This window comes from Nostoc sp. (assembly GCF_036917675.1).
Lineage (GTDB): Bacteria > Cyanobacteriota > Cyanobacteriia > Cyanobacteriales > Nostocaceae > Nostoc.
In genome coordinates this window covers 354,402-379,600 of record NZ_JBALCT010000074.1, presented here as the reverse complement: position 1 = coordinate 379,600, position 25,199 = coordinate 354,402, and the positions used below count along the sequence as shown (strand labels likewise).

Here is a 25,199-nt window from a genome sequence, read left to right as displayed (position 1 = left end):
TCAATGAATGCACGAGTCAATAGCCTCTAAGATACCTCACCCTGGTTTTACTACGTAAAACCTGTCCCTCTCCTTACTAAGGAGAGGGATTAAAGATAGGACAGAGTGGGGTTTTAGAGACTTTTGGGTAATCTGATAATTTGTGTGTACACCGTAGGCAAGTGAGGAGGGGGTTATGATGTACTTGATGCGATCGCGTTAAAAATTAATATTAATCAGCCTAATAGGTGGCACAATTAGAGCCAAAATATACTTTAATTAAATTCGTGATTTAAGTATATATTACTATGGCTGCGGCTTATGTCATTACCTCTTGACCACCCGCTAAAATTTGAAATCAGACTGCCATCCTCCCATCCTCAGTTATTAGAAGGATTAGATATATGGCTGCGCTTAGGTTTGATATCCGATACCCAAGTTAGGCAGCTATGCCAAGATTTTTTGGTGTGCGCGGTGGTGTTGCAACCTCAGCCAGAAGCTAAAACAAAGGTAGTATTTGCAACTTCCGACTCTGTGGAGCAGTTGGCCGTAGCAGCTTTAGAATCTAGTAGCCGTAGACAACCGCAACAAAAACCAGCTAAACCCAACTTTATCAGCACAATGTTGCAGTCTTTGGGAGCAGAACTGAGTGTCCGTTGGCTGCTTTTTCTAGGGGTATTTCTGGTAGTAGTGTCTTCTGGGGTACTGGCTGCGAGTCAGTGGGAAAGCTTTCCCGCTTCTGGACAATATGGAGTTTTATTTGCTTATACTTTGAGTTTTTGGGGGTTAAGCTTTTGGGCAACTAGGCAAAGCAATCTCACATTGACGGCTCAAACTCTGCTGATTGTCACCCTTTTGTTAGTCCCAGTAAACTTTTGGGCAATGGATAGCTTTCGATTGTGGCAAAATCCTTTGGATTGGATTGTAGTTGCGATCGCCTGTCCTACCCTTACTGCTATAACTGTTTTACTCTCCAAAAATCGTACCATTTTTGCCAATTTACATCCTGGCAAATTACCTTTAGCAAATATTCTGGGGCTAAGTTATCTGCATTGGGGTTGGCAATTAAAAGGATTTCCCTTGATTGCCGTTTATCTGGCAATGATCGGCACAACTATTATTACTGTTTATCACAATCTTTACCAACAGCCTAATCTTGTCAGCGAGGAAGATCGGCGCGATGTCTACGACGGGCTACGCCTACGCCTTAACTTAAGTATTGGTTTGTCTGCTGCTGTCATTATTTATAGCTTGATAGTACTGTTAGTGCGGGCAATTTTTGTTGCTGGGGTAAATGTGACGCAGTTGGGGTTAGCTATTGGTATTTGCGGCTGGTTGGTAACTTGGTTAGCACAGCCGGGAGGGGAGAGGGCAGGGGGCAGGGGGCAGGGGGCAGGGGGAGCAGGGGGAGCAGGGGAAGCAGGGGAAGTAACAGTAATATTTTCCTCATCGCCTCCATCTCCGTCATCCCTCTTACTCTGGGAAAAACTTGGTGGCATTTTACTCTTCTTGGGTTGGCTGGTTTCAGTAATAGATTATCCTTGGCAAGCGATCGCTGTCAGTGGTTTGAGTTTATGGTATGTGGGAAGTAGCTTGCGGCGATACAGTTTAAAAGTTGACTTCGCGGCGGTTTTTGTCATCGGCTTACAGACGATTTGGCTCTTTTGGCGGTTAGTACCTGATAGCTTACAAAAATGGGCGATCGCAATTGGCACCCAACTCACCAATTCTCAAAATGAACCTGGGGCGTTGCTGGGGATAGCTTTATTTCCCTACGTAGTTTTGATGGTGGCGCTCACAGATAAGCTGCATCGCACCGAAAAGCGAGAATTAGCTAAGTTTGGCGAACTGCTCACCCTTTTATTTGGAGCTTTTTTAACAACGATCGCTCTGATAAATCCCACATTGCGATCGCTAAATCTGCTATTTTCCACAATTACTCTGGCATTCGTCACCCAACGCCGCTCCCCCTCATCCCTTCCCCTGATATATCTAACTCACATCATCGGAGTACTGACGTTATGCTCTACCATTAATTGGCTGTTACCAAACCTAAGTCAACAAGTCTGGGCAAGTATTTTATTAGCTCTGATGGTTGCAGAATGGGTATTTAGCTTCCAGGAAGGACTATGGCGACGTATTGCATGGGACATCGGTTTAGGATTAGCCGCCGCTAGTTTTTTCCTATTGTGGATAAATGCAGAATTATCTTGGTATGGCATAGCTGATAGCCGAGCTAATTGGGGAGTCATTTGGCTAGTTACGCCGATCGCTCTCATGGGTGTAGCCAATGCCACAATTATAGAGCGTCGGACTACTAGCCGTTACTTAAGTGTCTTGGCTATAGGAGTTGCCCAGCTACTTACTTTACAGCTACCAGGAACCAGATTAATCGGTTTGGCTGTGGGTGTGGGATTGATGTTTGCAAATACGCGCTATTTCCGAAATCAAACATCTGCGGTAATTACAGAAGGATTTCTTCTGAGTTTTGTTGGGGCGTTGCTGTGGATGGGTGTGCCAGGTTTACCTCACCTGGCGCTAGCAGGTTGGTTTGTCGTGGGAGCGATCGCAACTCTCAGTTTATGGTTAGCGCGGACAGTTTTGAGCCGACACAGTAACGAATTAGCAGTTATATATGCAGCCGCCAGTGATCAATGGGCGATCACTTTGTGTGGTTTTGAGTTATTGGGTTTGACGCTGCACTCAGTTCTGATTTACCGAGGGTTTAGTACTTCTGGATTTTTGTACTTAATTGCCACTGCGATCGCCTTGATTGCCATTGTTTATCGCAGTTGGCGGGAACCAACAAATTGGGCATTTTATAGCATCGGTTGGTGTTTGGAATTATTGACTGCCGAAGCGCTGGGGTTTGGGGAACACTCAACTGTTAAAATAGCGATCGCAAATATCGCTTTAGGTTTAATTGCTCAACTTGTCGGAGAGTGGTGGCGACGACGACATCAATTACAAAGGCTTCCCAGCAGTTTTCACATTTTACCATTAATTTATGCTGCATTTAGTGTCTTGCTGCGTTTGCACACCTTTACCGAGTGGACAGGTTTGTATTCCTTGGGTGTAGCTCTAATTATCATTGGCGTAGGGCGACGGCGCGAGAGCTTTAAACCTCTACTTTATTTAGGAATCATTGGCGTATCAATTTCTGCATATGAACTTTTGTTCTATCAAATGTTACAAACTTCAGGAGGAGCATTAGGTGATGCATTAATTGCCATGTCTGCTCTTGGTGCCACTATCATGTATGCTTACCGCATCTTGTCGCCTTGGCTTGTCAGCTACTTACGCTTAACTCCCGAAGAACTGAAAGGAATTGCTCATATTCACTGGGCTTGGAGTAGCTGTTTATTAATGACTGCCATTATTACTCCCATTGGAATTAACCGTTTGGTGGGATTGGGAACGGGGGTATTTTTGATTCGTTATGCCATCTTTCAGGGACGAAATTCGCGCACTTTCTCCAACTCCAGCATCTTTGGAGGAATCACAATCGGCGAGATGTGGGTTTACCTGGGCTTATTAGAGGTAGCCGGGATGAGGATTTATTGGCGGGAGACAGCAGTCGGAAAATTTTGGGCTGGGCCTTTAGTTCCTTGGAATAGTGCGATCGCCTGTGTGGTAGCCTATTTTCTATACATCCTACCTTGGGAAAATTGGGGTTGGTCTAAAAGACCTTGGCAACAAGCTGCATACATTGTACCACTGATCATTTTATGGGAAACCAGACTGCAAACTTACCCCATCACCTTGTTACTCGCAGCTGGATTTTACATTTTCTTAGCAAAGGTGGGTGAAAACATCCGTTTTACCTATATTAGTGTGGCGTTGATTGATTGGGCGCTTTACCGTTGGTTTAATTCCTTACATCTAACTGATACTCTGTGGTATGTAACACCCATTGGATTATCACTGCTTTATATTGCTCAAGTCGATATCCAATTAAAGCTACCAGAGTCTAAAGCCGCTCGTCATATTCTGAGAGTGCTAGGTAGTGGTTTAATTTGTGGGTGGGCAATTTTATTTCATCAACATACAGCTTGGATACCGGGGATTTTCAGCCTCATCGCCATTTTTGCCGGATTAGCTTTAAGAGTTCGGGCTTTTCTCTACATTGGTACAGCGACTTTTTTAATCACTACAATTTATCAATCGGTAATTTTCAGCTTACAATACTCTTTCTTAAAATGGGTTGTTGGCTTGCTAGTTGGCATCCTACTGATTTATATTGCCGCCAACTTTGAAACCCGTCGCGCTCAAATAACTTCCTTAATTCGTAGCGCCATTGATGAATTTCAATCATGGGAATAGCGATAGATATTAGGGATTTCCAACAAATAAATTATCCAATCTTGTGGGGTGGGCATCTTGCCCTACATTGTGATTATATTCATCTTATTGATCAGGGGATTTCTCTTCCCAATTAGAGAATGGATAGAAGAAAAGAAATGCCACAGTGAATTTGGGATGAGTAGAATTTTGTCGGGTGGTATCCCGTGTAGTAACCCACCATTATTAAGTTATTTAGAGGGTAATTAGATGGTGCGTTAACGAAGTAACGCACCCGACAAAAGCTTTTTATTTCCCAGTGTAATTAAAACCAAGAGATTCTCCTGGATTAACTACTTACAAATTCTAATGCTTAGGCTGAAACGCCTGGATTTAAGTTGCTTTTTAAAAGTTTGTGGTTTACTGACAAAGCAATTTAGCATTAGGCAAGGCAGCTTATTTTTAGTTTCTCAATCTTTCCCCACTTTCCCATACAGGAGTATTAGCACCTGTATAAATTACCAAGTTACCATCATTTTGAAGTTGGAGACTACAACTAGAAGCCGTTGCAGTAAAAGTTGCCCAGGTGGGGATTGCATTAGAATCATAAATGACTAAATTGCAGTCGTATTGCATGACGATGTTGTTAACTTCTGTGTCAAAAGTGTTTGATTGCCACAGAACATTGTTAGATGAATCATAAAGAACAAAGTTTCCATCACTTTGCAATTCAGCTGTATATTGCTGATTAGGTGAAATCAAGTATTGACCAACAGATAATGATTCGCCTGTATTAAGGCTAGATGTACCTGCACCCGCCAGAGCCTTGTTTTGTTGAATAAACAACATAGATGGTGATAAAATTCCAAATGCTGTTGTCAAACATAGAATTTTAAACAGTTTAGATAATTTCACAAACGTACCTCCAATAAAGTTCTATTTTCTGCACATAATCCTGAGATGGAATAGGGCGAAATTCGCATAGTAGTCCTTAAAAAGAGTGCTGGGACGAAAACTATTGCGCTTTTAGGTTCAAAACAACAATCAAGAGATTATTGCAGGTTATAATCTCTTAGTGTTTTTACGGTATTGTAATGTCCTAATCCACTTCAGAATATACTGTTAGTTGCTGTTTGAAAAATGAACGTTTAAAAAATTTACACTTTAGTATCCATCAAAAAATATTGCTCCAGGGTTAACGTTTTCGTATTTCGCGCAGTCTGTAGCAACTTCCGCCTTCCCTGTAGCAACTTCCGCCTTAACGTTTTTGTATTTTGTGCAGTCTGTAGCAACTTCCGCTTTTCCTGTAGCAACTTCCGCCTTAACGTTTCCGTGTTTCGCGCAGTCTGTAGCAACTTCCGCCTTCCTTGTAAAAACTTCCGCTTTTCTTGTAGCAACTTCTGCTTTCACATAACTTAGTACAAACTAAGTCTTGATATCAAATCCGGTAAATTACTTGTAATTCCTGCGTCACTTCTCCCTCAACCCCTTCCCTGTTAGGGCTACGGTATACCTCTTACAAAAGTCCCAAACACCCTAGCCTTAATCCAATACGCTTGGGTTAAAGTCAAAAACCAAAACCAGCGTAGGTTGGGTTGAGGGACGAAACCCAACATTTTCGGTACTTTGTTGGGTTTCACTACGTTCAACCCAACCTACAATTATCCTTAACCCAAGCGTATTGAGCCTTAATCCCCTCTCGAAGAGCGGGGAGGGGAGATAAAGCGTAGCTTTGGCGGGGTGGGGTTCAAATTTATTGATTTATGCAAGAAGTCTGGTATACACACAAGTCTTTCTCAACGCAATTTACAGTTAAGTCTCATAGCTCCTGAAATACCTCACCCTGGTTATACTATGCAAAACCTGTCCCTCTCCTTAGTAAGGAGAGGGATTAAAAATAGGACAGGGTGAGGTTCTTTTGTTATGGGCAATTCAGGGGAGATAATATGAGTCCTGAGTGAGGAAAAATTGCGGTTATCAGAGGAAGAAAGGGGGATAAAAATTGGTGAAATTACTCAAATTTTAGGGTTTTTAAGAAAAATCAACAATTTTACGCAGGACAACCTTTTAAAAAATTGTCCACTATAGAGTTACTAGAAATCTAGGTTATTTTTCCAGGGAAAAGGAGTATTAATTATGGCAAGACAGAAACGCGATTCACGTATTCTTAGCAAGGCTGAGATGCGCTTGGCAAGTATTAAATCTATCAGTCTTACCCTAGATGTAGGTGAGAGGTTAACGGTTAAGGATTATACTGATAAAATTGAAAATCTCCGTCAATCTCTGGAAGCTTACAATACCACTCTCTCTACTATTGATGTTTTATTAACCCAAATCACTGAAGATGAACGAGGTTTAGCAGACTATTCTGAAAAAATTCTGCTTGGTGTTGCTTATAAATTTGGTAAAAATAGCCACGAGTATCAGATGGCTGGGGGTACTCGTAAAAGCGATCGCAAGCGTACTCTGCGCCAAGGTGTTGTTTTGACTACCAGCTAAAGGCAAAACTCCGATTAATATGGTTGCATAACAAAAAAATATATTGCGTAGGTTGGGTTGAGGAACGAAACCCAACATTTTCGGGCATTTGTTGGGTTTCACTTCGTTTAACCCAACCTACAATTATCCTTAACTGAACTGTATTGGGTTAAGAAAATAAGGGAGATGAGGAAAATTAGGAAGATAGGGAATACAAAGATTTTACCCACTTCCATTCCTCTGTCAAACCCTCTGTTAGGGAAACTTGCGGCTGATATCCTAGAATTTTCTGCGCTTTAGATACATCAGCAGCAGTGTGGCGAGCGTCTCCCATTGCCTTTTCTATATAGTTTCTTTTGATTGATTTCCCAACAATTTCTTCAATCCTATCCAAGACTTCTGCTAAAACTACCCTGCTACCGCCACCGATGTTAAAGATTTCTCCCACTGCTTGGGGTGCGATCGCGGCGGCTAAATTAGCAGCGATAATATCACTAACAAACGTAAACTCTCGCGTTTGCTGGCCATCGCCGTAAATAGGAATCGCTTCATCCTGTAAAATGGACTTAAAAAACTTATGAAATGCCATATCTGGGCGTTGTTTCGGGCCATAAACTGTGAAATAGCGCAATGTCACACAGGGTACGCCAAAGTTTTTGTAATACAGTTCACACAAAAATTCTGCTGCTAGCTTTGTAATGCCGTAAGGAGAAACTGGTTGAGGGCAAATTCCCTCGTGAGTAGGTAATGTTTCTGCATCACCATATACACTCGATGAAGAGGCAAATACTAATCTTTTCAGATGTTTAGCATCTTTAGCTGCTTCTAGCAAAACTTGTGTAGCATTAATATTTCGTTCTGTGTAACCTCGAAAAGCTTTACCCCAACTTGCTCTAACACCTGCTTGTGCTGCTTGATGATAAACTACATCAACATCTTTTAGGAGTTTCTGCCAATCTAAAAACTGAATATCTCCTTCAATTAATCTAAAGCTAGGTGAACGATGTAAGTGTACAATATTCTTACGCTTCAACATCGGATCGTAGTAATCATTGAATTCATCAATTCCGATCACTTCTTCCCCTTGTTGCAGCAATGTTTCTGCAAGATGAGAACCAATAAACCCGGCGGCTCCAGTAACGATAGTTTTAGCCATGTTGCCTATTTTTTTATATCCTGATTCATCTCTAATATTCACAAGTTAATAATTATAATCAATAATTCGTTATTAATTGAGGATTTTTTAAATTCATTATTATAGGGTTATCAACATAACAGATAATTAAAGTAATACACTTGTATTTAAAATAAATTCCTAAATGTATTTAGTAATTGCTAACAATAAAAATTATCAATTCACTAATTAATAAGATTTAGTTTCAAGAAGAAATATAGTTAAAAATTAATAGCTAAAACAGATCAGCAGATCGGAGTAATTCAAGTTAAATTAAAATAACATTTTTGCATAGCTATAGGACTCATATTTGATTTTTTAAATACACGTAGGGGAGCCAGTGCGTTGCAGAGGTTCCCTCCGTTGTACCAACTGGCGTTGCGTTACACCAAAGGCTAACGCACCACTTCAGATTTTAGGTGCGTTACTTAATCTGCGTAGGTTGGGTTGAGGAACGAAACCCAACAATTAACGTTTAATGTTGGGTTTGCCTAAAAACAGCTTTTAGATTATCTCGTTAAGAGTCTCCGACTGGGAATACCGTTCTAGAGGCTCCGCCTCAAGACTAGCGGCAGAGCCGCAATGATCAACATTTCCAGCCAGAGGCTAGAAACGAGGTTTTAAAAGGGTTTGCGCTTAAGTTGACACCTATGTTGAGGAACGAAACCCAACAATTAACGTTTAATGTTGGGTAACACGAATGTTCAACCCAACCTAAAATTATCCTTAACCCAACCGTATTGAATCATAAGAAACTTGCACAAGTGTGATAATTGATGAAAAAATTGATCCGCGAGAGCCGAATACGGTATTCTCGTTTCGCAAGGGACGCACAAGGAAATCAGTGAAAGTTTTAGTTGTAGGTAATGGGGGGCGCGAACACGCTCTGGCATGGAAACTGTTGCAATCTAAGCAAATTGAGGAAGTTGTCTGTGTACCAGGGAATGGAGGCACGGCAAATATGGAACGTTGCCAAAACTTGTCCCTGGCAGTAGATGATTTTGAGGGGATGAGCCAATATGCTCTAGAATATGGCATAACTCTGGTAATAGTTGGGCCAGAAGTCCCCTTAGCGAGGGGAATCACAGATTACCTCCAAGACAAAGGACTGATGGTATTTGGCCCAGTCAGAGCCGGAGCGCAAATTGAAGCGAGTAAAGCTTGGGCAAAAGCCCTGATGCAAGAAGCAGGGATTCCGACGGCACGGACTGCGGTATTTACGGAGGCAGTCGCAGCAAAATCTTACGTCAAATCTCAGGGAGCGCCAATTGTCGTCAAAGCTGATGGCTTGGCGGCTGGTAAGGGTGTAACGGTAGCTGAAACAGTTGAACAGGCTCAAAATGCCATTGATGCAATTTTTCAGGGACAGTTTGGCAGTGCTGGTAAATTTGTCGTGATTGAAGAATGTTTAATTGGGCAAGAGGTATCAGTTTTAGCGTTGACGGATGGGTTAACAATTCGACCCTTGCTACCAGCTCAAGATCATAAGCGGATTGGTGAAGGCGATACAGGGGAAAATACTGGCGGGATGGGAGCATACAGCCCAGCACCCATTGCTAGTCCTTCTTTGATGGCACGTATTCAAACAGAAGTCTTAGAAAAGGCGATCGCCACCTTACGAGCTAAAGGGATTGATTACCGAGGTGTATTGTATGCTGGATTAATGATTGCACCCGATGGTGACTTAAAAGTTTTGGAATTTAATTGTCGCTTTGGTGATCCAGAAACCCAGGTGATTTTGCCACTGTTAGAAACACCCCTAGAAGAGTTGCTTTTAGCTTGTGTACAGCAGCGATTGAGTGAATTGCCGCCCATTGCTTGGAAAGGGGGAGCATCTGCCACTGTCGTTGCAGCTTCAGGGGGTTATCCAGGAGAATATGAGAAAGGCCAGGTGATTACTGGCATTGGCGAGGCAGAGGCAACAGGAGCAATTGTATTTCATGCAGGTACAAAGTTGAACCAGCAACAAGAACTAGTCACAGATGGGGGTCGAGTATTAAATGTGACTGGAATCGGAGAAAATTTTGAGCAAGCGATCGCTCAAGCCTACGCAGGGATCAAATATATTCAGTTTGAGGGAATATATTACCGGAGAGATATCGGGCATAGAGTGGAATAGCACTAAGAAACGTGGATTAAATAAAATGCAAAACTTCATCCTATCTCTAGCTTCCCTCTCCTTTATAAGGAGAGGGATTGAGGGTGAGGTAAGCCAGAGACAAAGAAACCTCACCCTGGTTATGCTACGCAAAACCTGTCCCTCTCCTTATTAAGGAGAGGGATTAAAGTCAAGACAGGGTGAGGTTTTAGGTAATTTAAGCATAGTTGAGGGGGAGAAAAGGTTTTGCCGACGGTAACGCCTTTTTTTTTGCGATGTCTTAATCAGCGTCTATTGTGGGCATCATAATCCCAAGCCGAATACATCAGCTAGCAGCCAGAAAATTTTTGGCAGCAAGTTTTTTATTTACAACTATAGTATCGACCAATGGCAGATAGTTTTAGACGTGATCTCTTTGCTTCTCAATTTAGTTTGTACACTGAGTTAGCCTTGAAATGTCTACAGATTCAATTAGGAGTAATCTGTAGCGTCGGTATTTGGACATTATCAGAAGCTAAGTTACAAGCAGCCCAAGCACATCAAACCTGGAAATTACCTTCGGAATTGACCGAGCAAGTCATCAAAGTAAATCCTACACCTATTTTGATGGCGGCACCCGAAAACTTCAATCCTGATCTGCAATTACCGCCAGTGCTACCCAAACCACCAGCGTTACCCAAACCACCGCAGAATTCTGGCTCACCAACAACTTCCACCGAACCAGGAACGCCGGATGTAGTTTTAGAAAATATTTATACAGATTATCACTATGAGACAGACAACTTTGGTCAAACCAATTTTTTCTTTGAACCAACGGCTCAGTTTCGATTGAGTAATGGCAATAAAATATTTTTCAAAACAGGTTTTAACTTCTTTGAGCAACGCGGTGTTGAATCAATTACCAATTTTCCCTTACAAGTTGGATGGCAAGGAAAAATTGGGCAAGTGACTCTGCAAACAGCAGTCGGAGTCGATGTGTTTAATCGTTTACCTACAGCTATCAATCTCAATGCTAAGGTGGAGGCTCCCATTTCGCCGCCGCAAGTTTCGCCATCAGGTCAATTGCTATCGGTAGTAGTATTATCAGGTAATTTAGAACAAGGGCCTTATAAATCCAATGCCCGAACTTTAAGCAATCAAATTACTGCTTGGCGATTTGGGCCTGATTTATATTGGCAGATTGACCGTAACACCAGCTTGTTTTCATCATTGCGTTTGGGTAGTTACAACGATGGTAATTCCGATGTGCAATCTTTTAGTAGATTAGAGCGCAAGTTTGGACAATTTTCTCTAGCAGCTAACTTATTTAGTTGGAGTTACGATCGCGATTTAGAACGTACAAGTGGCTATTTTTCCCCACCAGATTTTCTAGTTTACAACGCTGAGGTGGCTTGGGAGGGAGATATTGCTAATTTCTTACGCTGTCGCCTAGCTGCCAACTTAGGACAACAGCGACTTAAAGGAGAATTTGACAACGGCAATACCTATCAAACGCGCTGTACGATCAAGCTGTCGCCCAATATCGAAGCAGACTTGGGCTATAGCTTTAGTAATATTCGCAACCAAGATACAGGGGGAAGTGCCTACAGTGGTAATTCTTTGACAGGACAGTTGCGGGTCAAATTTTAGGAGTCACTAAAGAATGAAAGCACCATTACCTGATAACGAAAAACAGCGAATCGAATCTCTTTTGGAGTATAAGATCCTCGATACTCGTTCGGAAGCTCCTTTTGACGACCTCACTCGTTTAGCTTCATATATTTGTGGAACTCCCATTGCTTTAATCAGTTTAGTTGATAGCGATCGCCAGTGGTTCAAGTCAAAAGTTGGTTTGGATGCCTTAGAAACACCGCGAGATGTAGCATTCTGCGCCCATGCTATTATGCAACCGGAAGTTTTCGTTGTGCCTGATGCCACAGAAGACGAAAGGTTCGCTACAAACCCGCTAGTCACCTCTGCCCCAAATGTTCGGTTTTATGCTGGAGTACCACTAATTAATGCTGAAGGATATGCACTAGGAACACTTTGTGTAATTGACCATGTACCAAGAGACCTCTCTCCAGAACAAATTGAAGCATTGCGAATTCTAGGTAGCCAGGTAATCAAGCAATTAGAAATGCGGCGCAACTTAGCAAGTTTGGTATTGGCAAGTGATACACGCAAACAAGTACAGAAGGGACGCAAACAATTTTTTAAAAGAGTAGCCGGAGGGTTTGGGTTAGCATCAGCAATTTTAGTTTTGATTGGCGTGATTTCTTATCAAAACACACGCATATTGATTGATACTAAGAATCAGGTGCAAAAAACCCAAGAGAAAATCAATAAACTGGAAGAATTACTGTCCGATATGAAGGATGCTGAGACTGGACAACGCGGTTATATCCTTACTGGACAAGAAATTTATCTAGAACCTTATCAAGCAGTAGTTGGAAACATCGATCAAAAAATTGTAAAACTGAAGGATTTAATAACAGATCAACCTAGCCAACAAAAGCAGTTTGCAACCCTTGAATCTCTGATAGCTGCAAAACTTGCCATACTCAAGCAGACTATATACGTGCGTCATAATCAGGGATTCGAGGCGGCGTTGGAGATAATCCAGACAAATCAGGGAAAATATCTCATGGATGATATCCGCAAGGTCATCCATGAGATAGAGAATCAGAATAAAAGGTTGCTCCAACAGCAGTCACAAGCTGCAAAAGCCAGTGCTAACAACACGGTTTTGACACTTGCGATCGCTATTTTTCTAAGTTTTGTGATTCTGGCTATAGTCTACTTCTTCATTTATCGTGAGGTAAAACAGGGTCAATTAACAGAGGAGACACTGAACAAAGAACGCAACTTTATCTCAGCAGTCCTTGATACAGCCAGCACTTTAGTAATAGTTATTGACACACAAGGGCAAATCGTTCGCTTCAATCAAGCTTGTGAACAAACAACTGGTTACTCATTTGATGAGGTGAGAGGAAGGCATTTCTGGAACTTGTTTTTACTTCCTGAAGAGATCGAGCCAGTTAAAGCAGTTTTTGAGCAGTTGCGATCTGGTGAAGCGCCCTATGAATACGAAAACTATTGGGTAACAAAAGATGGCAGTCGGCGGCTGATTGCCTGGACTAACACTACTTTGCAAGACGATAAGGGCGACATTGAATATATTATTGGCACTGGTATTGACATCAGCGATGTCCAGGAGGAGCTTCGCTTACGCAAACGAACTGAACAGCATCTTAAAGCAGAGTATGCTACAACCCGCGTCTTAGCAGAGTCAACTACAATCAACGAAGCGATGCCCCAAATCATGCAAGGAATCTGCGAAAGTTTGGGATGGGATTTAAATGAATTTTGGCTGGTAGATCAGCAAGCAAATCTACTGAGATGGCTAAATTCATGGTATAAAATCTCCTTTGAAATGCAAGAATTTGACATCTTAAGTCGGCAGATCACCTTTGCACCAGGAATTGGGCTGCCGGGTCGTGTTTGGGCTAGTGGTGAACCTGTTTGGATTGCTGATGTCGTTAAAGATCACAATTTCGTCCGCTTTCAAATCGCTGCCCAAGTAGAACTGCACGGAGCTTTCGGTTTTCCGATCCGTGGTGGTAAAAAAATCCTCGGTGTCATAACCTGCTTTAGCCATCAGATTCAGCAACCTGATCCAGATTTGGCAACAGTTATGAATTCTATTGGTGAGCAAATAGGGCAGTTTATTGAACGCAAGCAAGCAGAAGATGAACTCCAGCGCCAAAACTTGCGATCGCAACTATTTACTGAAATTACCCTCAAGATTCGTCAGTCTTTGCAAATCAAAGAAATTCTCCAAATCACTGTTACGGAGGTACAAAAAATTCTCCATAGCGATCGAGTTTTGATTTATCAACCTTTGGCAGATGAATCTGGAGCCACCGTGGTTGAAGCAGTAGTTTCTGGCTGGCTGGCAATCAAAGAGAACAAGCTCACCAATGCTTACTTTCAAGCAGAATATGTACAGCAGTACTATCTACAGCAGTACCGTCAAAAACGGGATCTGGGGTTTGCTGAATTGGATATAGCTGAAGCCGAAAAAAGCCATATGGAATTACTGCAAGAATTTGGAGTCAAGTCCCATTTGGTCATACCCCTTCTTGTCAAAGAAGAACTCTGCGGTTTGCTAATTGTCCATCAGTGTGGCAGTTCCCGCCAATGGTCGAGCTTTGAAACTCATCTTTTACGGCAAATAGCTGACCAAGTAGGTATTGCCTTAGCCCAAGCCCAAATGTTAAATGCCGAAACTCAACAGCGACGAGAACTCGAAATTGCTCGTCACCAAGCTGAATTAGCTTCTCAAACCAAAAGTGCCTTTTTGGCGAACATGAGCCATGAAATTCGGACTCCGATGAATGCTGTGTTAGGGATGACAGGTTTAATGTTAGAAACTCCCTTAAACCCTGAGCAACAGGATTTTATCGAAACAATTCGCATTAGTGGAGACGCCCTCTTAAGCCTAATCAACGAAATTTTGGATCTCTCCAAACTTGAGGCTGGGGAAATGGCGCTAGAAACTCTAGATTTTGACTTATCTATCTGTGTGGAAGAGGTGTTGGAATTATTGGCTCCCTCAGCCCATAATAAGGGATTAGAAATTGCAGCGTTGATCTATAGCAACGTTCCCACCCACCTTCAAGGCGATGCTGGCCGCCTGCGGCAAATTCTCATGAACTTAATTAGCAATGCGATCAAGTTCACCAGCAATGGAGAGGTAGTATTAAGAGCAGAATTGCGTACAGAAGACTCTACTACAGCCACCATTTATTTTGCCATTACAGATACCGGTCTTGGCATTACCCCTGAAGACAAAAGCAAACTCTTTACGCCATTTACCCAAGTAGATGCTTCCACCACCCGCAAATATGGCGGCACAGGTTTGGGATTAGCCATCTGCAAGCAACTAGTGAGCTTGATGGGAGGAGAAATTGGCGTAGAAAGTCGGTTAGGGAAAGGATCTAAGTTTTGGTTTGAAGTAACTCTCCCCAAACAACTTCACCCTATTTCTTCACAAGGCGATCGCTTGGCCAACGCCAAGAGCAAACGCGAACTTTTGCTGAATCGGCGCTTGTTAGTAGTAGATGATAATGCCACTAATCGCAAAATCATCCACCATCAAGCTACCCGTTGGGGGATGCTGGTAGATCAGGCTGCTTCAGCTACTATTGCCCTCAAAGCTATTCAGGAATCTGTCAAGCAAAAAATTCTCTATGACATCGCTGTGGTTGACATGCAGATGCCAGAAATAGATGGCATGACTTTAGGAGAGCAAATTAAGGCAAATTCAGCGATCGCTGGGCTACCTTTGATTATGCTTACCTCTACTAATCAACGGGATGAAATTCAACGGGCGCTAAAAATCGGATTTGCGGCTTATTTGGTCAAACCTGTTAAGCCGTCCCGACTCCTCGATACCATCATGACTATCTTAGGAACGCAGCTGGAACAAGAGGAGACAGAAATCAGAAGTCAGGAGACAGAAGTCAGAATTCAGAAGTCAGGACTGAAAAATTCCGACAACAACAGCAACGATCATTCTCCTGTCTCCCCTAAACTTAGAATTCTCGTAGCTGAAGATAATCTGGTGAATCAGAAAGTTGCCTTGAAGCAACTCCAAAGCCTGGGTTATAGCGCTGATGTTGCTGGTAATGGCAAAGAAGTTTTGCAGTTATTGGAAAAAATCCCCTACGATTTAATTCTGATGGATTGCCAAATGCCAGTTCTGGACGGTTTAGAAACCACAAAAGAAATTCATCGTTGGCAAGAAAGCAACTTTGCTAGTGGTTATCGTCCTGTAGTAATTGCGATGACAGCTAATGCCATGAAAGAAGATCAACAAATGTGTCTAGATGCCGGGATGGACGACTATCTGAGTAAGCCAGTAATGAAAGAAAAATTGGCACAGGCGCTAGAGCGTTGGGGAAGTGTGATATTTAAAGCAAAAGAAACAGCTGCCACAGAGCAGACAGTTTCTACAACAGATGCAGGTTCAGTTGACCTCCCAATTGATTGGGAACGTTTGCATCAACTCTCAGAAAACAACCTAGAATTTGAATTAGAACTACTGCAAATATTTGTTGAAGATATTCAACCTCGTCTAGAGATAGTTAAAATAGCGATCGCAGATTATGACTTTCAGGAACTAGCACTCCAAGCCCATCAAATTAAAGGTGCTAGTGCCAATATGGGAGCTACAACCATGCTCTTGGCGGCAGAAAAATTAGAAAAATTCGCTCGTAACCAAGAACGTCGAGGTACTACTAACTTCATCTCAGAGTTAGAAGAGTTTATTAAACGCATCCAAGAGTTTTTGATCTCTAAAGAGAGTAACACCAAAATCTGAAAATTAATAACATTTATTAATAAATGAACAGTGACGATTTTTTGTGAGTAAGCATGAAAAATATCTATCTTCCATTTTTCATTACTCATTCCCTATTTTGAAGATAGAACTTGTGAACAACTGGGAATAATAAATTTGATGTATTAAAAGCAGGTTCGGTGAGTTAGCTGCGTCCTATGCTGAGAATTTTTAGCCTAAGTGTAAGTTAAATCCATCACCTCCTGTACCCAATTGATTACCAAAAAGTGAGATTTTCCTAATGAGTCAGATGAGTAAAGACGATGTACGAGAACGGCTTGGCAATATCGATCAGATCCGTGATATTATTCTTGGGACACAGGTAAGAGAGTACGAAAATCGGTTTAATAAGCTGGAGTCAGATATCTCTCAGTTGCAACAACAGATGCGATCGCATGTTGATCAACTCAAGTCCAACTTTTCGGCTGAACTTAAGACAGGGTTTGAGGCGCTAGAGAAAAAGCTGAAGTCACTCAACACGACAACTCAAGAAGAAACTCTTGACTTACGGCAACAGGTTGATAGACTCAATAAAAAGTTCTCTAACAGCGTTCAGTCGCTTGATGAGACGTTAGATAGCCAAACTACCTCAATTCGAGACGAAATCTTTCAGACTAAAGTCCAATTACAAGATGATGTCACCGCATTACGCGATCTGATTTTAGAAGAAATAGATCGACGCTTCTCGCTGTTGACAGACACTAAAATTTCTAAAGACGATATGGCTGAAACTTTCTTTGCCTTGGGAATGCGTCTGAAAGAAACTGAGTTAATTCCTAAATTGCGAGAAGCAGCCGATGAAGGCAGCGACGAATATACTACTCTGCCATTTCTAGAAACTACAAAGTTGTCAAAAGTGTTAACTAACTCCAACAGTACCGGAGAGTTACATTCCTAATCAAATCTGAAGGCAAAAAGAGATGAGGGAGCAACGAGAGCAGGGGAAGAATAATAACACCTGTACAGACGCAATTAATCGCGTCTCAACTCCTAACTCCTGTACAGACGCGATTAATCGCGTCTCTCCTAACACCGCACTTTGAAATAGTGAGACTTACTGATATGACTCAGGTGGAAAATTCGATTTATCAATCTGTTGAGTTAAAGCAAGAAGAAGCTGTACAGCTTGACAATTTATTGCATCTGCTTGTCGAACTCAAAATTATCGAATCACCTGAGCTATCTTTTTCTTTATTACCATCAGAAACTGATCGTAGTAATGAGTATATTCCAGAAGAAATTGAGTTGCTGCAACTTCCTCCAGTGATATTAGAAGTATGTGAAGCTTATTTAGAGTCGTCTTTTAATTCTCCTCAAAAAACATCTAACTTATCACAAATTTATCAAGAAGAAGAATTAGAAAAATCTATTGAAATATTTGCAACTTTTGAAGAAACCTTAAGCAATTCAGAGGATGCGTTACAAAACTTACGCGAGATATTGGTCGGATATGAATTATCAGAAATAAACAATATTACAGCTAAACTTGAACAAAAATTAACACAAATAGAGCATCAAATTTACGATCCTAAAGAACTAATAAATCTACTACTACCGTGGATTTCTGAGCTTTTAAGGCTGACGATCGCAGAGTCAAAAGAGGAAATTGCCGAAGTAATTGCTCCGATTATTGATCAGGCTATTCAGAGTCGGACTGAACAGGATAAAAATAGCATGAGTACAGCGATCGCTCCTGTTATTACCCTAGCTATTTCCCAGCAGATTATTATTGCTCCAGAAGAAGTTTCAGATGCGATCGCTCCTGTAATCGGACAAGCCATAAAAAAGCAAATTGAAATTGAACAGAATATTGTTGTGGATGCACTCTACCCAATTATTGGTAGTACCATAGCTAAATATATGGCAGAGACAATCAGCGCCATTAACCGACAAGTTGAAGAAACCCTCAGCGTTAAAGGCATCAAACGTAAAATTCGTGCAAAGTTACAGGGAGTTTCCGAAGCAGAATTAATTCTTAAAGAAGCTCTACCATTTACAATTCAAGCCATTTTCTTGATTCATAAAGCATCTGGTTTAATTATCTCAGATATTCAGCACTCTGATGTAGAACAGCTAGAGGCTGAAATGATCGCAGGAATGCTGACAGCAATTCGCAGTTTTGCCAATGATTGCATCAATCAATCTGGAAGGATAACAGAATTAGACGCAATTGAATATGGAACATCCAAAATAATTTTAGAAGTTGCAGGATACTGTTATTTAGCGATCGTTGTGCAAGGAAAGCCAAGCAAAAGATTTACCTATGAAATGCGGCAAACCTTCAGCAAAATCGTTAAAACCTATGGTAATTTAATTGAGAAATTTGACGGCGATCCAGATTTAATCCCTATTCAAGTTTCTACACTTCTAGAAGAACTGAAAGATACAGAGATTCAGCATAAAAAGAAAAAGAAATTTTCGCCACTACTGATATTAGGCTTAACAGTGATCAGCACCATTTTCATTCCTTGGGGTATTTGGCAATACCATAGTGGAGTTATACATTCTATTGAAAACCAAACTTCGTTGGCTCTAACTTCTACTCCAGAACTAGCCGTATATCGGCTAACGGTGCAGGTAGAACACAATAAATTAAAATTAACAGGACGATTACCTAATCAACTTCTTCGCCAGAAAGCCGAGCAAATCGTCAAAATAACTTCCCCTAATTGGTTGATTGACAATCAAATTTTATTAGTAGAAGTACCAGCAGATCCTGTATTAGCTGCTGCTGAAGTCAAACGAGTTACAGCAGTTTTAAATCAGACTGACGGTATAACAATTTCCGCTCAATACATAGCGGATAAAGTAGCTGTCGAAGGTAGTGTCAACCGGATTGCAGATGCTCAAATTATTGCTCATGCATTTGAACAAATTCCCGGCGTAAAATCTGTGTCTAGCGTGGTGCGAGTACAACCCTTGCGAATTGAAGTTCGATTTTACTTTCAACCCGATTCAGCAAGTTTGATGAGAACGGATTTAGGGTATAAGGTTCAACAGGTCAAGTTTTTCCTGAATCAGCACCCAAATCAGGATTTAAAAATTATTGGTTATAGTTATGATCATACTGATACAAATGCGATCGCATCTCAAAAATTGGCACTAGCGCGAGCAAAGGCTGTACAACAAGCACTGATTAAATTAGGTGTTGAACCATCTCGTCTACAGGTTATTGGTAGGACAAATTTACCACCAGGAATTGATACAACTCACCCCTTCTGGTTAAGCCGTTGTGTTGTTCTAGAACCGTTAAAAATTCAAAATTCAAAAATAAACAAGCAATTTTAAGTTTATAGTAGCTATGATTCGGATGAGAGGATGTTTTAAAAGTATTTGACGAATATAATAGAGCCTCCGGCACGCTGACGCGAACGCTAATACACAAACCAAAGTCCACCTCCGTGGACTAATGCAAAATCAAGTATTTTCTAACCTAGTTCGGTGGGTTTTCCTTGTATAGCCGCGATTTCCAATCGCCAGGATATTATGTCTACAATCTCTAAAAAAATATGCTTGTTTGGTGATTTTGGTGTTGGCAAAACTAGTCTAATTCGCAAATTTGTAGAGTCTCAATTTAGTGATGCATATCTTTCAACTGTAGGAGTAAAAATCTCTCGTAAATTAGTTAGTTTTTCTAAAAAAGATTTACATAATGGGCAGGATTTACAGATGATAATTTGGGATATTGAAGGTAGTAATAAGTTTAAGGCAGTTGCTCAAAATTATTTTCAGGGTTCAAAAGGTGCTGTGATAGTTGGTGATGTCACACAACCAGAAACACTCAATCATATCCGGGAGCATATTCAAACTTTTTTAGCTGTTAATCCTAAAAGCTATATTGTTGTTGCACTGAACAAATCAGATATGATTGCGACCGAATATTTAGAAAATATCTGCCAAATGTATCAATTCACTGAGCAAGCTAATATATTAGATACATATATAACTTCAGCTAAAACGGGCAAGAATGTTGATGAAATATTTCAAGCTTTAGCCAATCGTTTAATTTAGTAAGATGAACTCATTGTTGACAAAATTATTATCTGTATGTCGGATTGAATATTTGATAATTGATGAAAACTTCAAGATTCTGGAGAACTCTTTAGGAGTAAATCATTTTGCCGATATTCCTAATGAAGTGAAGCCCGGCCAGGATGCTCGGATTGTGTTTCCAGAATTAGAGGGACTTGAAGATATTTTTGATGCAATTCGACAAGGAGAGCAAGATAATTTTGAATTAAAGGGAATTAGGCGCTCACAAGATACGGCTTCTCCTTTGTATATTGATATTCAGATTAGTAATAATATCCAAGAAAATTATTCTAACAATCCGTTAATAATTCTTGTGAAAGACTCCACAGAACGGATGGTTCTTGAGCAATCTTTGTTCCAAGGAGCAAATGAAGCAAACCTTTTGCTACGTAACTTAAAGGCTTCTAAACAATATATTGACCAAATTGTGACATCAATGGCAGATGCATTGTTGGTGACAACGCCATCAGGAAAGATCAAAAAAATAAATCTGGCTGCACAAATTTTGTTGGAATACGACGAAGTAGAGATCCTGGGTCAATCTATCACAAAAGTTATTAGAGAAGTCAATACTTATCCGCTAATAAGTAGTGAAAATATTGATATATTCCAGGTTCAAGATATAAATCCTTTAGAAAAAGAGATAGAAACCTTTTGCTATACCAAAAGTGGTAAAAAAATTCCCGTAGCTTTTTCATCCTCAATAGTGAAGACAGAAGTTGAACATTTTCAAGGTTACGTTTACATTTTGCGAGACATGACTGAACGGAAGCAAGCAGAACTTGCTAAACAGGAATTCTTAGCGATGATTAGCCATGAGGTTCGGACTCCGATTGCATCGGTAATTGGTATGTCCAGTTTGTTACTAGATAGTAAATTGACTGCTGAACAGCAAGACTTTGTTAAAATCATTTACACTAGTGGAAATTCCTTACTTAAAATTATTAACGATTTCCTTGACTTCTCCAAAACACAATCGGGTCACTTGGAACTAGAAGAGGAACCTTTTGCTTTGCGAAGTTGCATTAATGAGGCTTTTTATTTACTTGCGCCTACAGCTAGAGAAAAAAGTTTAAAACTCACATTTGTAGATACTCCTAAAGTTCCTACTATGATTGTGGGAGATATCACCCGACTGCGCCAAATCTTAATTAATTTACTCAGTAATGCTATTAAATTTACCGAAACTGGAAGCATAGAAGTTTCAGTTATAACCCGTAAGAATGGCGATATTAATCATTCTTCGGGTGCAACTACTGACGAAATTCAGTTTAGTATTAAAGATACAGGCATTGGAATTCCAAGCGATCGCCTGGAACGTTTATTTAAAGCTTTCAGTCAAGTTAACTCTTCCATTACTCGACAGTATGGTGGTACTGGGTTGGGTCTTGCCATCTGCAAGCAACTGTGCGAGTTAATGGGTGGCAGAATTTGGGTTGAGAGTGAACTTAGTGTAGGTAGTACATTTTACTTTACGATTGCCGCTTCTGTTATTCCAGAGCAGTCAGAAGTACAGACGCGATTAATCGCATCTATACCAGAAGTGAAAAATTACGATAATAATGCTAATTATCATTCTCCTGACTTCCCTAAACTTAGCAGTGAGCGTAGTCCAACTGCTAAAATTGAGCCAAGCCAAAGTTTTAGGATTCTCTTAACTGAAGATAATCTGGTGAATCAGAAAATAGCCTTAAAGCAACTCCAGAGCTTGGGCTACAGCGCTGATGTCGCTGTTAATGGGAAAGAAGCGTTGCAGCTATTAGAAAAAAAACCTTACGATTTGATTCTGATGGATTGTCAAATGCCGATTCTCGACGGTTTAGAAACCACAAAAGAAATTCATCGTTGGCAAGAAAGCAACTTTGCTAGTGGTCGTCGTCCTATAGTAATTGCGATGACAGCTAATGCCATGAAAGAAGACAAACAAATGTGTCTAGATGCCGGAATGGACGACTATCTGAGCAAGCCGGTGATGAAAGAAAAATTGGCGGCGACGCTAGAGCATTGGGGAAGTGTGATATTTAAAGCAAAAGAAACAGCTGCCACAGAGCAGACAATTTCTACAACAGATACAGGTTCAGTTGACCTCCCAATTGATTGGAAACATTTGCATCAAATCTCCGAAAACAACCTAGAATTTGAATTAGAACTACTGCAAATATTTGTTGAAGATATTCAACCTCGTCTAGAGGTAATGAAAATAGCGATCGCATCTGATGATTTTGGGCAACTAGCGCTCCAAGCCCATCAAATTAAAGGTGCTAGTGCCAATATGGGAGCTACAACCATGCACTTAGCGGCAGAAAAATTAGAAAAATTCGCTCGTAACCAAGAACGTCGAGGTACTACTAACTTAATCTCAGAGTTAGAAGAGTTTGTTAAACGCATCCAAGAATTTTTAATCAGCAGTCAGTAGTCAGTGTTATTTCTCCCCGACCTCCCTTATCTCCTTATTTCCCTACTCCCCATTCCTCTTTAATAATATTTACTAATAAATAAACAGTAACGATTATCAACTGTTGGCTCATAACTCAACTTGTCAGCAATCATGGACATGATTTTTAAACCACGACCGCGCTCTTGCTCATTCTCCTCAAATTCAGGTGTTTGCCGCAATTTCTGCTCTAAGTCAAAGGGTTCGCCTTGAGACCAGATGCGAATTTCTATATATTTATCTAACCGCACAGCTTCTATCTCAATAGGAGTTTCAATAGGTAAATTTTTGTGGGCATGTTCAACAATGTTAGTAAAGCCTTCCATCAAAAGTGTTTGACATTGCCACCAAATTTGTTTATCAGGAATCGGTGGTTGATTCATCTGCTCGAACCAAGATAATACTTGAGGCGATGCTGTAAGGTCTGTGTTGACTTTTAGATAAATTTTATTTTTCACTTTTTAACCAATAAAATATTTTGAGATGCTCATATTCGGTAATTAATTTATTTAATTTGAGTATTTTCACTATACATTCCCAAATAAATTGCATATAGGTTAAATTAAAGCAACTATTTACGTATCATTTTACTTAATAAACTGTAATCTATGTTTAAAATTCTGGTTATTGATGATGACCCGATAGTGCGAACAGTACTGAAAAGAACACTGCAAAATCAGGGCTATGATACCAGTCTCGCTAGAAATGGCGAGGAAGGAATTGCACAAGCACAATTACTACATCCGGCTCTGATTATCTGTGACTGGATGATGTCCCAGCTAGATGGGCTAGAAGTTTGTCGTCGAATTAGAGCAAATCCAGAATTAGCAACTACTTTTTTTATTCTATTGACTGCTAGGGGAGCAGCCCCAGGAGAGGAGGAAGATAGAGTTAAGGGACTTGACGCTGGAGCAGATGAGTTTATCTCTAAACCAATAGAGATGAATGAATTGAAAGCACGGGTAAGAGCAGGATTAAGGTTACACCAGCTGAATCAGGATTTACAAAGTCAAAAGCAAGCTTTGGAGACACTCAATCAGGATTTGCAAACCCAAAAGCAAATTTTGGAAGCAGAATTGGCAGAGGCATCTGATTATGTGCGATCGCTTCTACCTTCACCGCTTGTAGGATCAGTAACTACAGAAAGTCTGTTTATTCCTTCAGCACAGTTAGGGGGTGATTGCTTCGATCATCATTGGATTGATGAGGATCATTTGGCAATTTATTTGTTAGATGTATCAGGACATGGGGTGGGTTCAGCCCTCCTATCTGTATCTGTGCTGAATGTTTTGCGATCGCAATCTCTACCGAACACTAACTTTTTTCAACCAAGTGAAGTCCTAAAAGCCCTAAATCATGCCTTCCAAATGAGGAAGCACGGTGATAAATACTTCACAATCTGGTATGGAGTTTATCACCGCCTTAAACGTCAACTCATTTATGCCAACGCCGGACATCCACCAGCTTTACTGTTATCTAATACCTCTATAACAAGCATCCAAGTTAAACAGCTAAGTTCTTTAGATTTACCAATTGGCTTTTTACCTGATGTCCAATTTGAGAATGCTGTTTTTGAAGTCGAAGAAAACAGCACTTTATATATCTTTAGTGATGGTGCTTATGAAATTAAGCAGTCAGATGGGAAAATTTGGGGTATTGATGCTTTCATTGACTTACTAACCGAATATAGCCAGAAAGATACGTGTAACCTAAATCAACTATTAGCGAAGATTCTCACCTTAAATGCTCAAGATAATCTTGATGATGATTTATCTTTGGTAAAAGTTAACTTTGGTTAGTCCAGGACTTACGCAAACAATAGCCGAAATCCTGATTTCCTGCTTAGGGGTAATACCCCTGCGGGTACTCCGTTGGATAACTGTAGAGTAGCCGCTTTGTGAATGCGTTTACATGAATTGCCCCTATTAGCGTGTAGTTAGTTTTGCGTAAGTCCTATAGTCGAATGTGCATATTGAGTTTTGTATTTTCTTGCAGCTTACTGTGTTGCCAATACTTGGCGATTGAATTCATCTTGATCAGCAAAGGTTTGAAAAATTCTATCCATTTTAGTCAGTTCAAACAACATCCTGACTTGATCACTGATCGAACAGACAAACAGCTTACCATTAGCAGTTCGTACCATTTGCATTGCTGATACTAAAGCACCTAAACCAGAGCTATCAATAAACTTTACTTCTTTCATATCAAGCAACAAAATATCGGCTCCATTTGCCACAATAGTGCTAACTTCACGACGTAGTTCATTACCTCTAATACCATCTAAGATTCCAGATAGCTCTAGTACTGTTACACTCAACTTCATGGGTTTATTGTCCTATTT

General features: G+C 40.6%; 15 protein-coding genes and 1 pseudogene. 11 read left to right on the top strand and 5 right to left on the bottom strand.

Annotated elements, in window-relative coordinates; all coding sequences use genetic code 11:
* Positions 1–300 precede the first annotated feature (300 nt).
* On the top strand, positions 301–4,302 hold the full coding sequence (locus V7K31_RS31205; RefSeq protein WP_335100347.1) for a DUF2157 domain-containing protein: 4,002 nt from the start codon (positions 301–303) through the stop codon (positions 4,300–4,302).
* Positions 4,303–4,722: 420 nt separating this feature from the next.
* Here V7K31_RS31205 and V7K31_RS31200 read toward each other — a convergent pair whose 3' ends face one another.
* Positions 4,723–5,175 (bottom strand): hypothetical protein, encoded by a 453-nt coding sequence (locus V7K31_RS31200; RefSeq protein ID WP_335100346.1) that lies wholly within the window; start codon positions 5,173–5,175, stop codon positions 4,723–4,725.
* Between the two features lie 249 nt (positions 5,176–5,424).
* Entirely contained in the window at positions 5,425–5,670 is a 246-nt protein-coding gene (locus V7K31_RS31195) for a hypothetical protein (protein ID WP_335100344.1), read from the bottom strand.
* Positions 5,671–6,396: 726 nt separating this feature from the next.
* Between V7K31_RS31195 and V7K31_RS31190 the strand changes: the two genes are divergently transcribed.
* On the top strand, positions 6,397–6,759 hold the full coding sequence (locus V7K31_RS31190) for a hypothetical protein (RefSeq protein WP_335100342.1): 363 nt from the start codon (positions 6,397–6,399) through the stop codon (positions 6,757–6,759).
* 175 nt (positions 6,760–6,934) lie between these two features.
* Here the strand turns inward: V7K31_RS31190 and V7K31_RS31185 are convergent, their stop codons facing one another.
* Positions 6,935–7,894, bottom strand: coding sequence for an NAD-dependent epimerase/dehydratase family protein (locus V7K31_RS31185; RefSeq protein ID WP_335100340.1), 960 nt, complete (start codon positions 7,892–7,894; stop codon positions 6,935–6,937).
* Positions 7,895–8,756: 862 nt separating this feature from the next.
* Between V7K31_RS31185 and purD the strand changes: the two genes are divergently transcribed.
* The 8 genes and pseudogenes from purD (at position 8,757) to V7K31_RS32025 (ending at position 22,840) form a co-directional block, all read left to right on the top strand.
* Positions 8,757–10,031: a phosphoribosylamine--glycine ligase gene (gene purD, locus V7K31_RS31180; RefSeq protein WP_335100573.1), complete on the top strand. Its 1,275-nt coding sequence runs from the start codon at positions 8,757–8,759 to the stop codon at positions 10,029–10,031.
* A gap of 366 nt (positions 10,032–10,397) precedes the next feature.
* Positions 10,398–11,639 (top strand): hypothetical protein, encoded by a 1,242-nt coding sequence (locus V7K31_RS31175; RefSeq protein ID WP_335100338.1) that lies wholly within the window; start codon positions 10,398–10,400, stop codon positions 11,637–11,639.
* A gap of 13 nt (positions 11,640–11,652) precedes the next feature.
* Positions 11,653–16,374: a response regulator gene (locus V7K31_RS31170; protein WP_335100336.1), complete on the top strand. Its 4,722-nt coding sequence runs from the start codon at positions 11,653–11,655 to the stop codon at positions 16,372–16,374.
* Positions 16,375–16,633: 259 nt separating this feature from the next.
* Complete coding sequence (locus V7K31_RS31165; protein ID WP_335100334.1) at positions 16,634–17,290, top strand: hypothetical protein; 657 nt, start codon at positions 16,634–16,636, stop codon at positions 17,288–17,290.
* Positions 17,291–17,454: 164 nt separating this feature from the next.
* Positions 17,455–19,680, top strand: coding sequence for an OmpA family protein (locus tag V7K31_RS31160; protein WP_335100332.1), 2,226 nt, complete (start codon positions 17,455–17,457; stop codon positions 19,678–19,680).
* Between the two features lie 198 nt (positions 19,681–19,878).
* Positions 19,879–20,403, top strand: a complete 525-nt coding sequence (locus tag V7K31_RS31155; RefSeq protein ID WP_335100330.1) for a Rab family GTPase — start codon at positions 19,879–19,881, stop codon at positions 20,401–20,403.
* A gap of 4 nt (positions 20,404–20,407) precedes the next feature.
* A pseudogene (locus tag V7K31_RS32030) lies at positions 20,408–21,394 on the top strand (histidine kinase dimerization/phospho-acceptor domain-containing protein); the annotation flags it as partial.
* A 147-nt stretch (positions 21,395–21,541) separates the two neighbouring features.
* Positions 21,542–22,840: an ATP-binding protein gene (locus tag V7K31_RS32025; protein WP_442941426.1), complete on the top strand. Its 1,299-nt coding sequence runs from the start codon at positions 21,542–21,544 to the stop codon at positions 22,838–22,840.
* A gap of 59 nt (positions 22,841–22,899) precedes the next feature.
* Here V7K31_RS32025 and V7K31_RS31145 read toward each other — a convergent pair whose 3' ends face one another.
* A complete protein-coding gene (locus V7K31_RS31145; RefSeq protein ID WP_335100326.1) occupies positions 22,900–23,316 on the bottom strand; it encodes an ATP-binding protein in 417 nt (138 codons plus the stop codon).
* Between the two features lie 150 nt (positions 23,317–23,466).
* Between V7K31_RS31145 and V7K31_RS31140 the strand changes: the two genes are divergently transcribed.
* Positions 23,467–24,657, top strand: coding sequence for a PP2C family protein-serine/threonine phosphatase (locus V7K31_RS31140; protein WP_335100324.1), 1,191 nt, complete (start codon positions 23,467–23,469; stop codon positions 24,655–24,657).
* Between the two features lie 197 nt (positions 24,658–24,854).
* On the opposite strand, the gene V7K31_RS31135 is transcribed toward V7K31_RS31140, so the two are convergent.
* Entirely contained in the window at positions 24,855–25,181 is a 327-nt protein-coding gene (locus V7K31_RS31135) for an STAS domain-containing protein (RefSeq protein ID WP_335100322.1), read from the bottom strand.
* Positions 25,182–25,199 lie beyond the last annotated feature (18 nt).

What these genes read in the sequence shown, in the direction of transcription:
- V7K31_RS31205 (WP_335100347.1), top strand. Translation starts at nt 301, where the DNA reads ATGTCATTACCTCTTGACCACCCGCTAAAATTTGAAATCAGACTGCCA.
- V7K31_RS31190 (WP_335100342.1), top strand. Translation starts at nt 6,397, where the DNA reads ATGGCAAGACAGAAACGCGATTCACGTATTCTTAGCAAGGCTGAGATG.
- V7K31_RS31185 (WP_335100340.1), bottom strand. Translation starts at nt 7,894, where the DNA reads ATGGCTAAAACTATCGTTACTGGAGCCGCCGGGTTTATTGGTTCTCAT.
- V7K31_RS31175 (WP_335100338.1), top strand. Translation starts at nt 10,398, where the DNA reads ATGGCAGATAGTTTTAGACGTGATCTCTTTGCTTCTCAATTTAGTTTG.
- V7K31_RS31170 (WP_335100336.1), top strand. Translation starts at nt 11,653, where the DNA reads ATGAAAGCACCATTACCTGATAACGAAAAACAGCGAATCGAATCTCTT.
- V7K31_RS31165 (WP_335100334.1), top strand. Translation starts at nt 16,634, where the DNA reads ATGAGTCAGATGAGTAAAGACGATGTACGAGAACGGCTTGGCAATATC.
- V7K31_RS31160 (WP_335100332.1), top strand. Translation starts at nt 17,455, where the DNA reads ATGACTCAGGTGGAAAATTCGATTTATCAATCTGTTGAGTTAAAGCAA.
- V7K31_RS31155 (WP_335100330.1), top strand. Translation starts at nt 19,879, where the DNA reads ATGTCTACAATCTCTAAAAAAATATGCTTGTTTGGTGATTTTGGTGTT.
- V7K31_RS31140 (WP_335100324.1), top strand. Translation starts at nt 23,467, where the DNA reads ATGTTTAAAATTCTGGTTATTGATGATGACCCGATAGTGCGAACAGTA.
- V7K31_RS31135 (WP_335100322.1), bottom strand. Translation starts at nt 25,181, where the DNA reads ATGAAGTTGAGTGTAACAGTACTAGAGCTATCTGGAATCTTAGATGGT.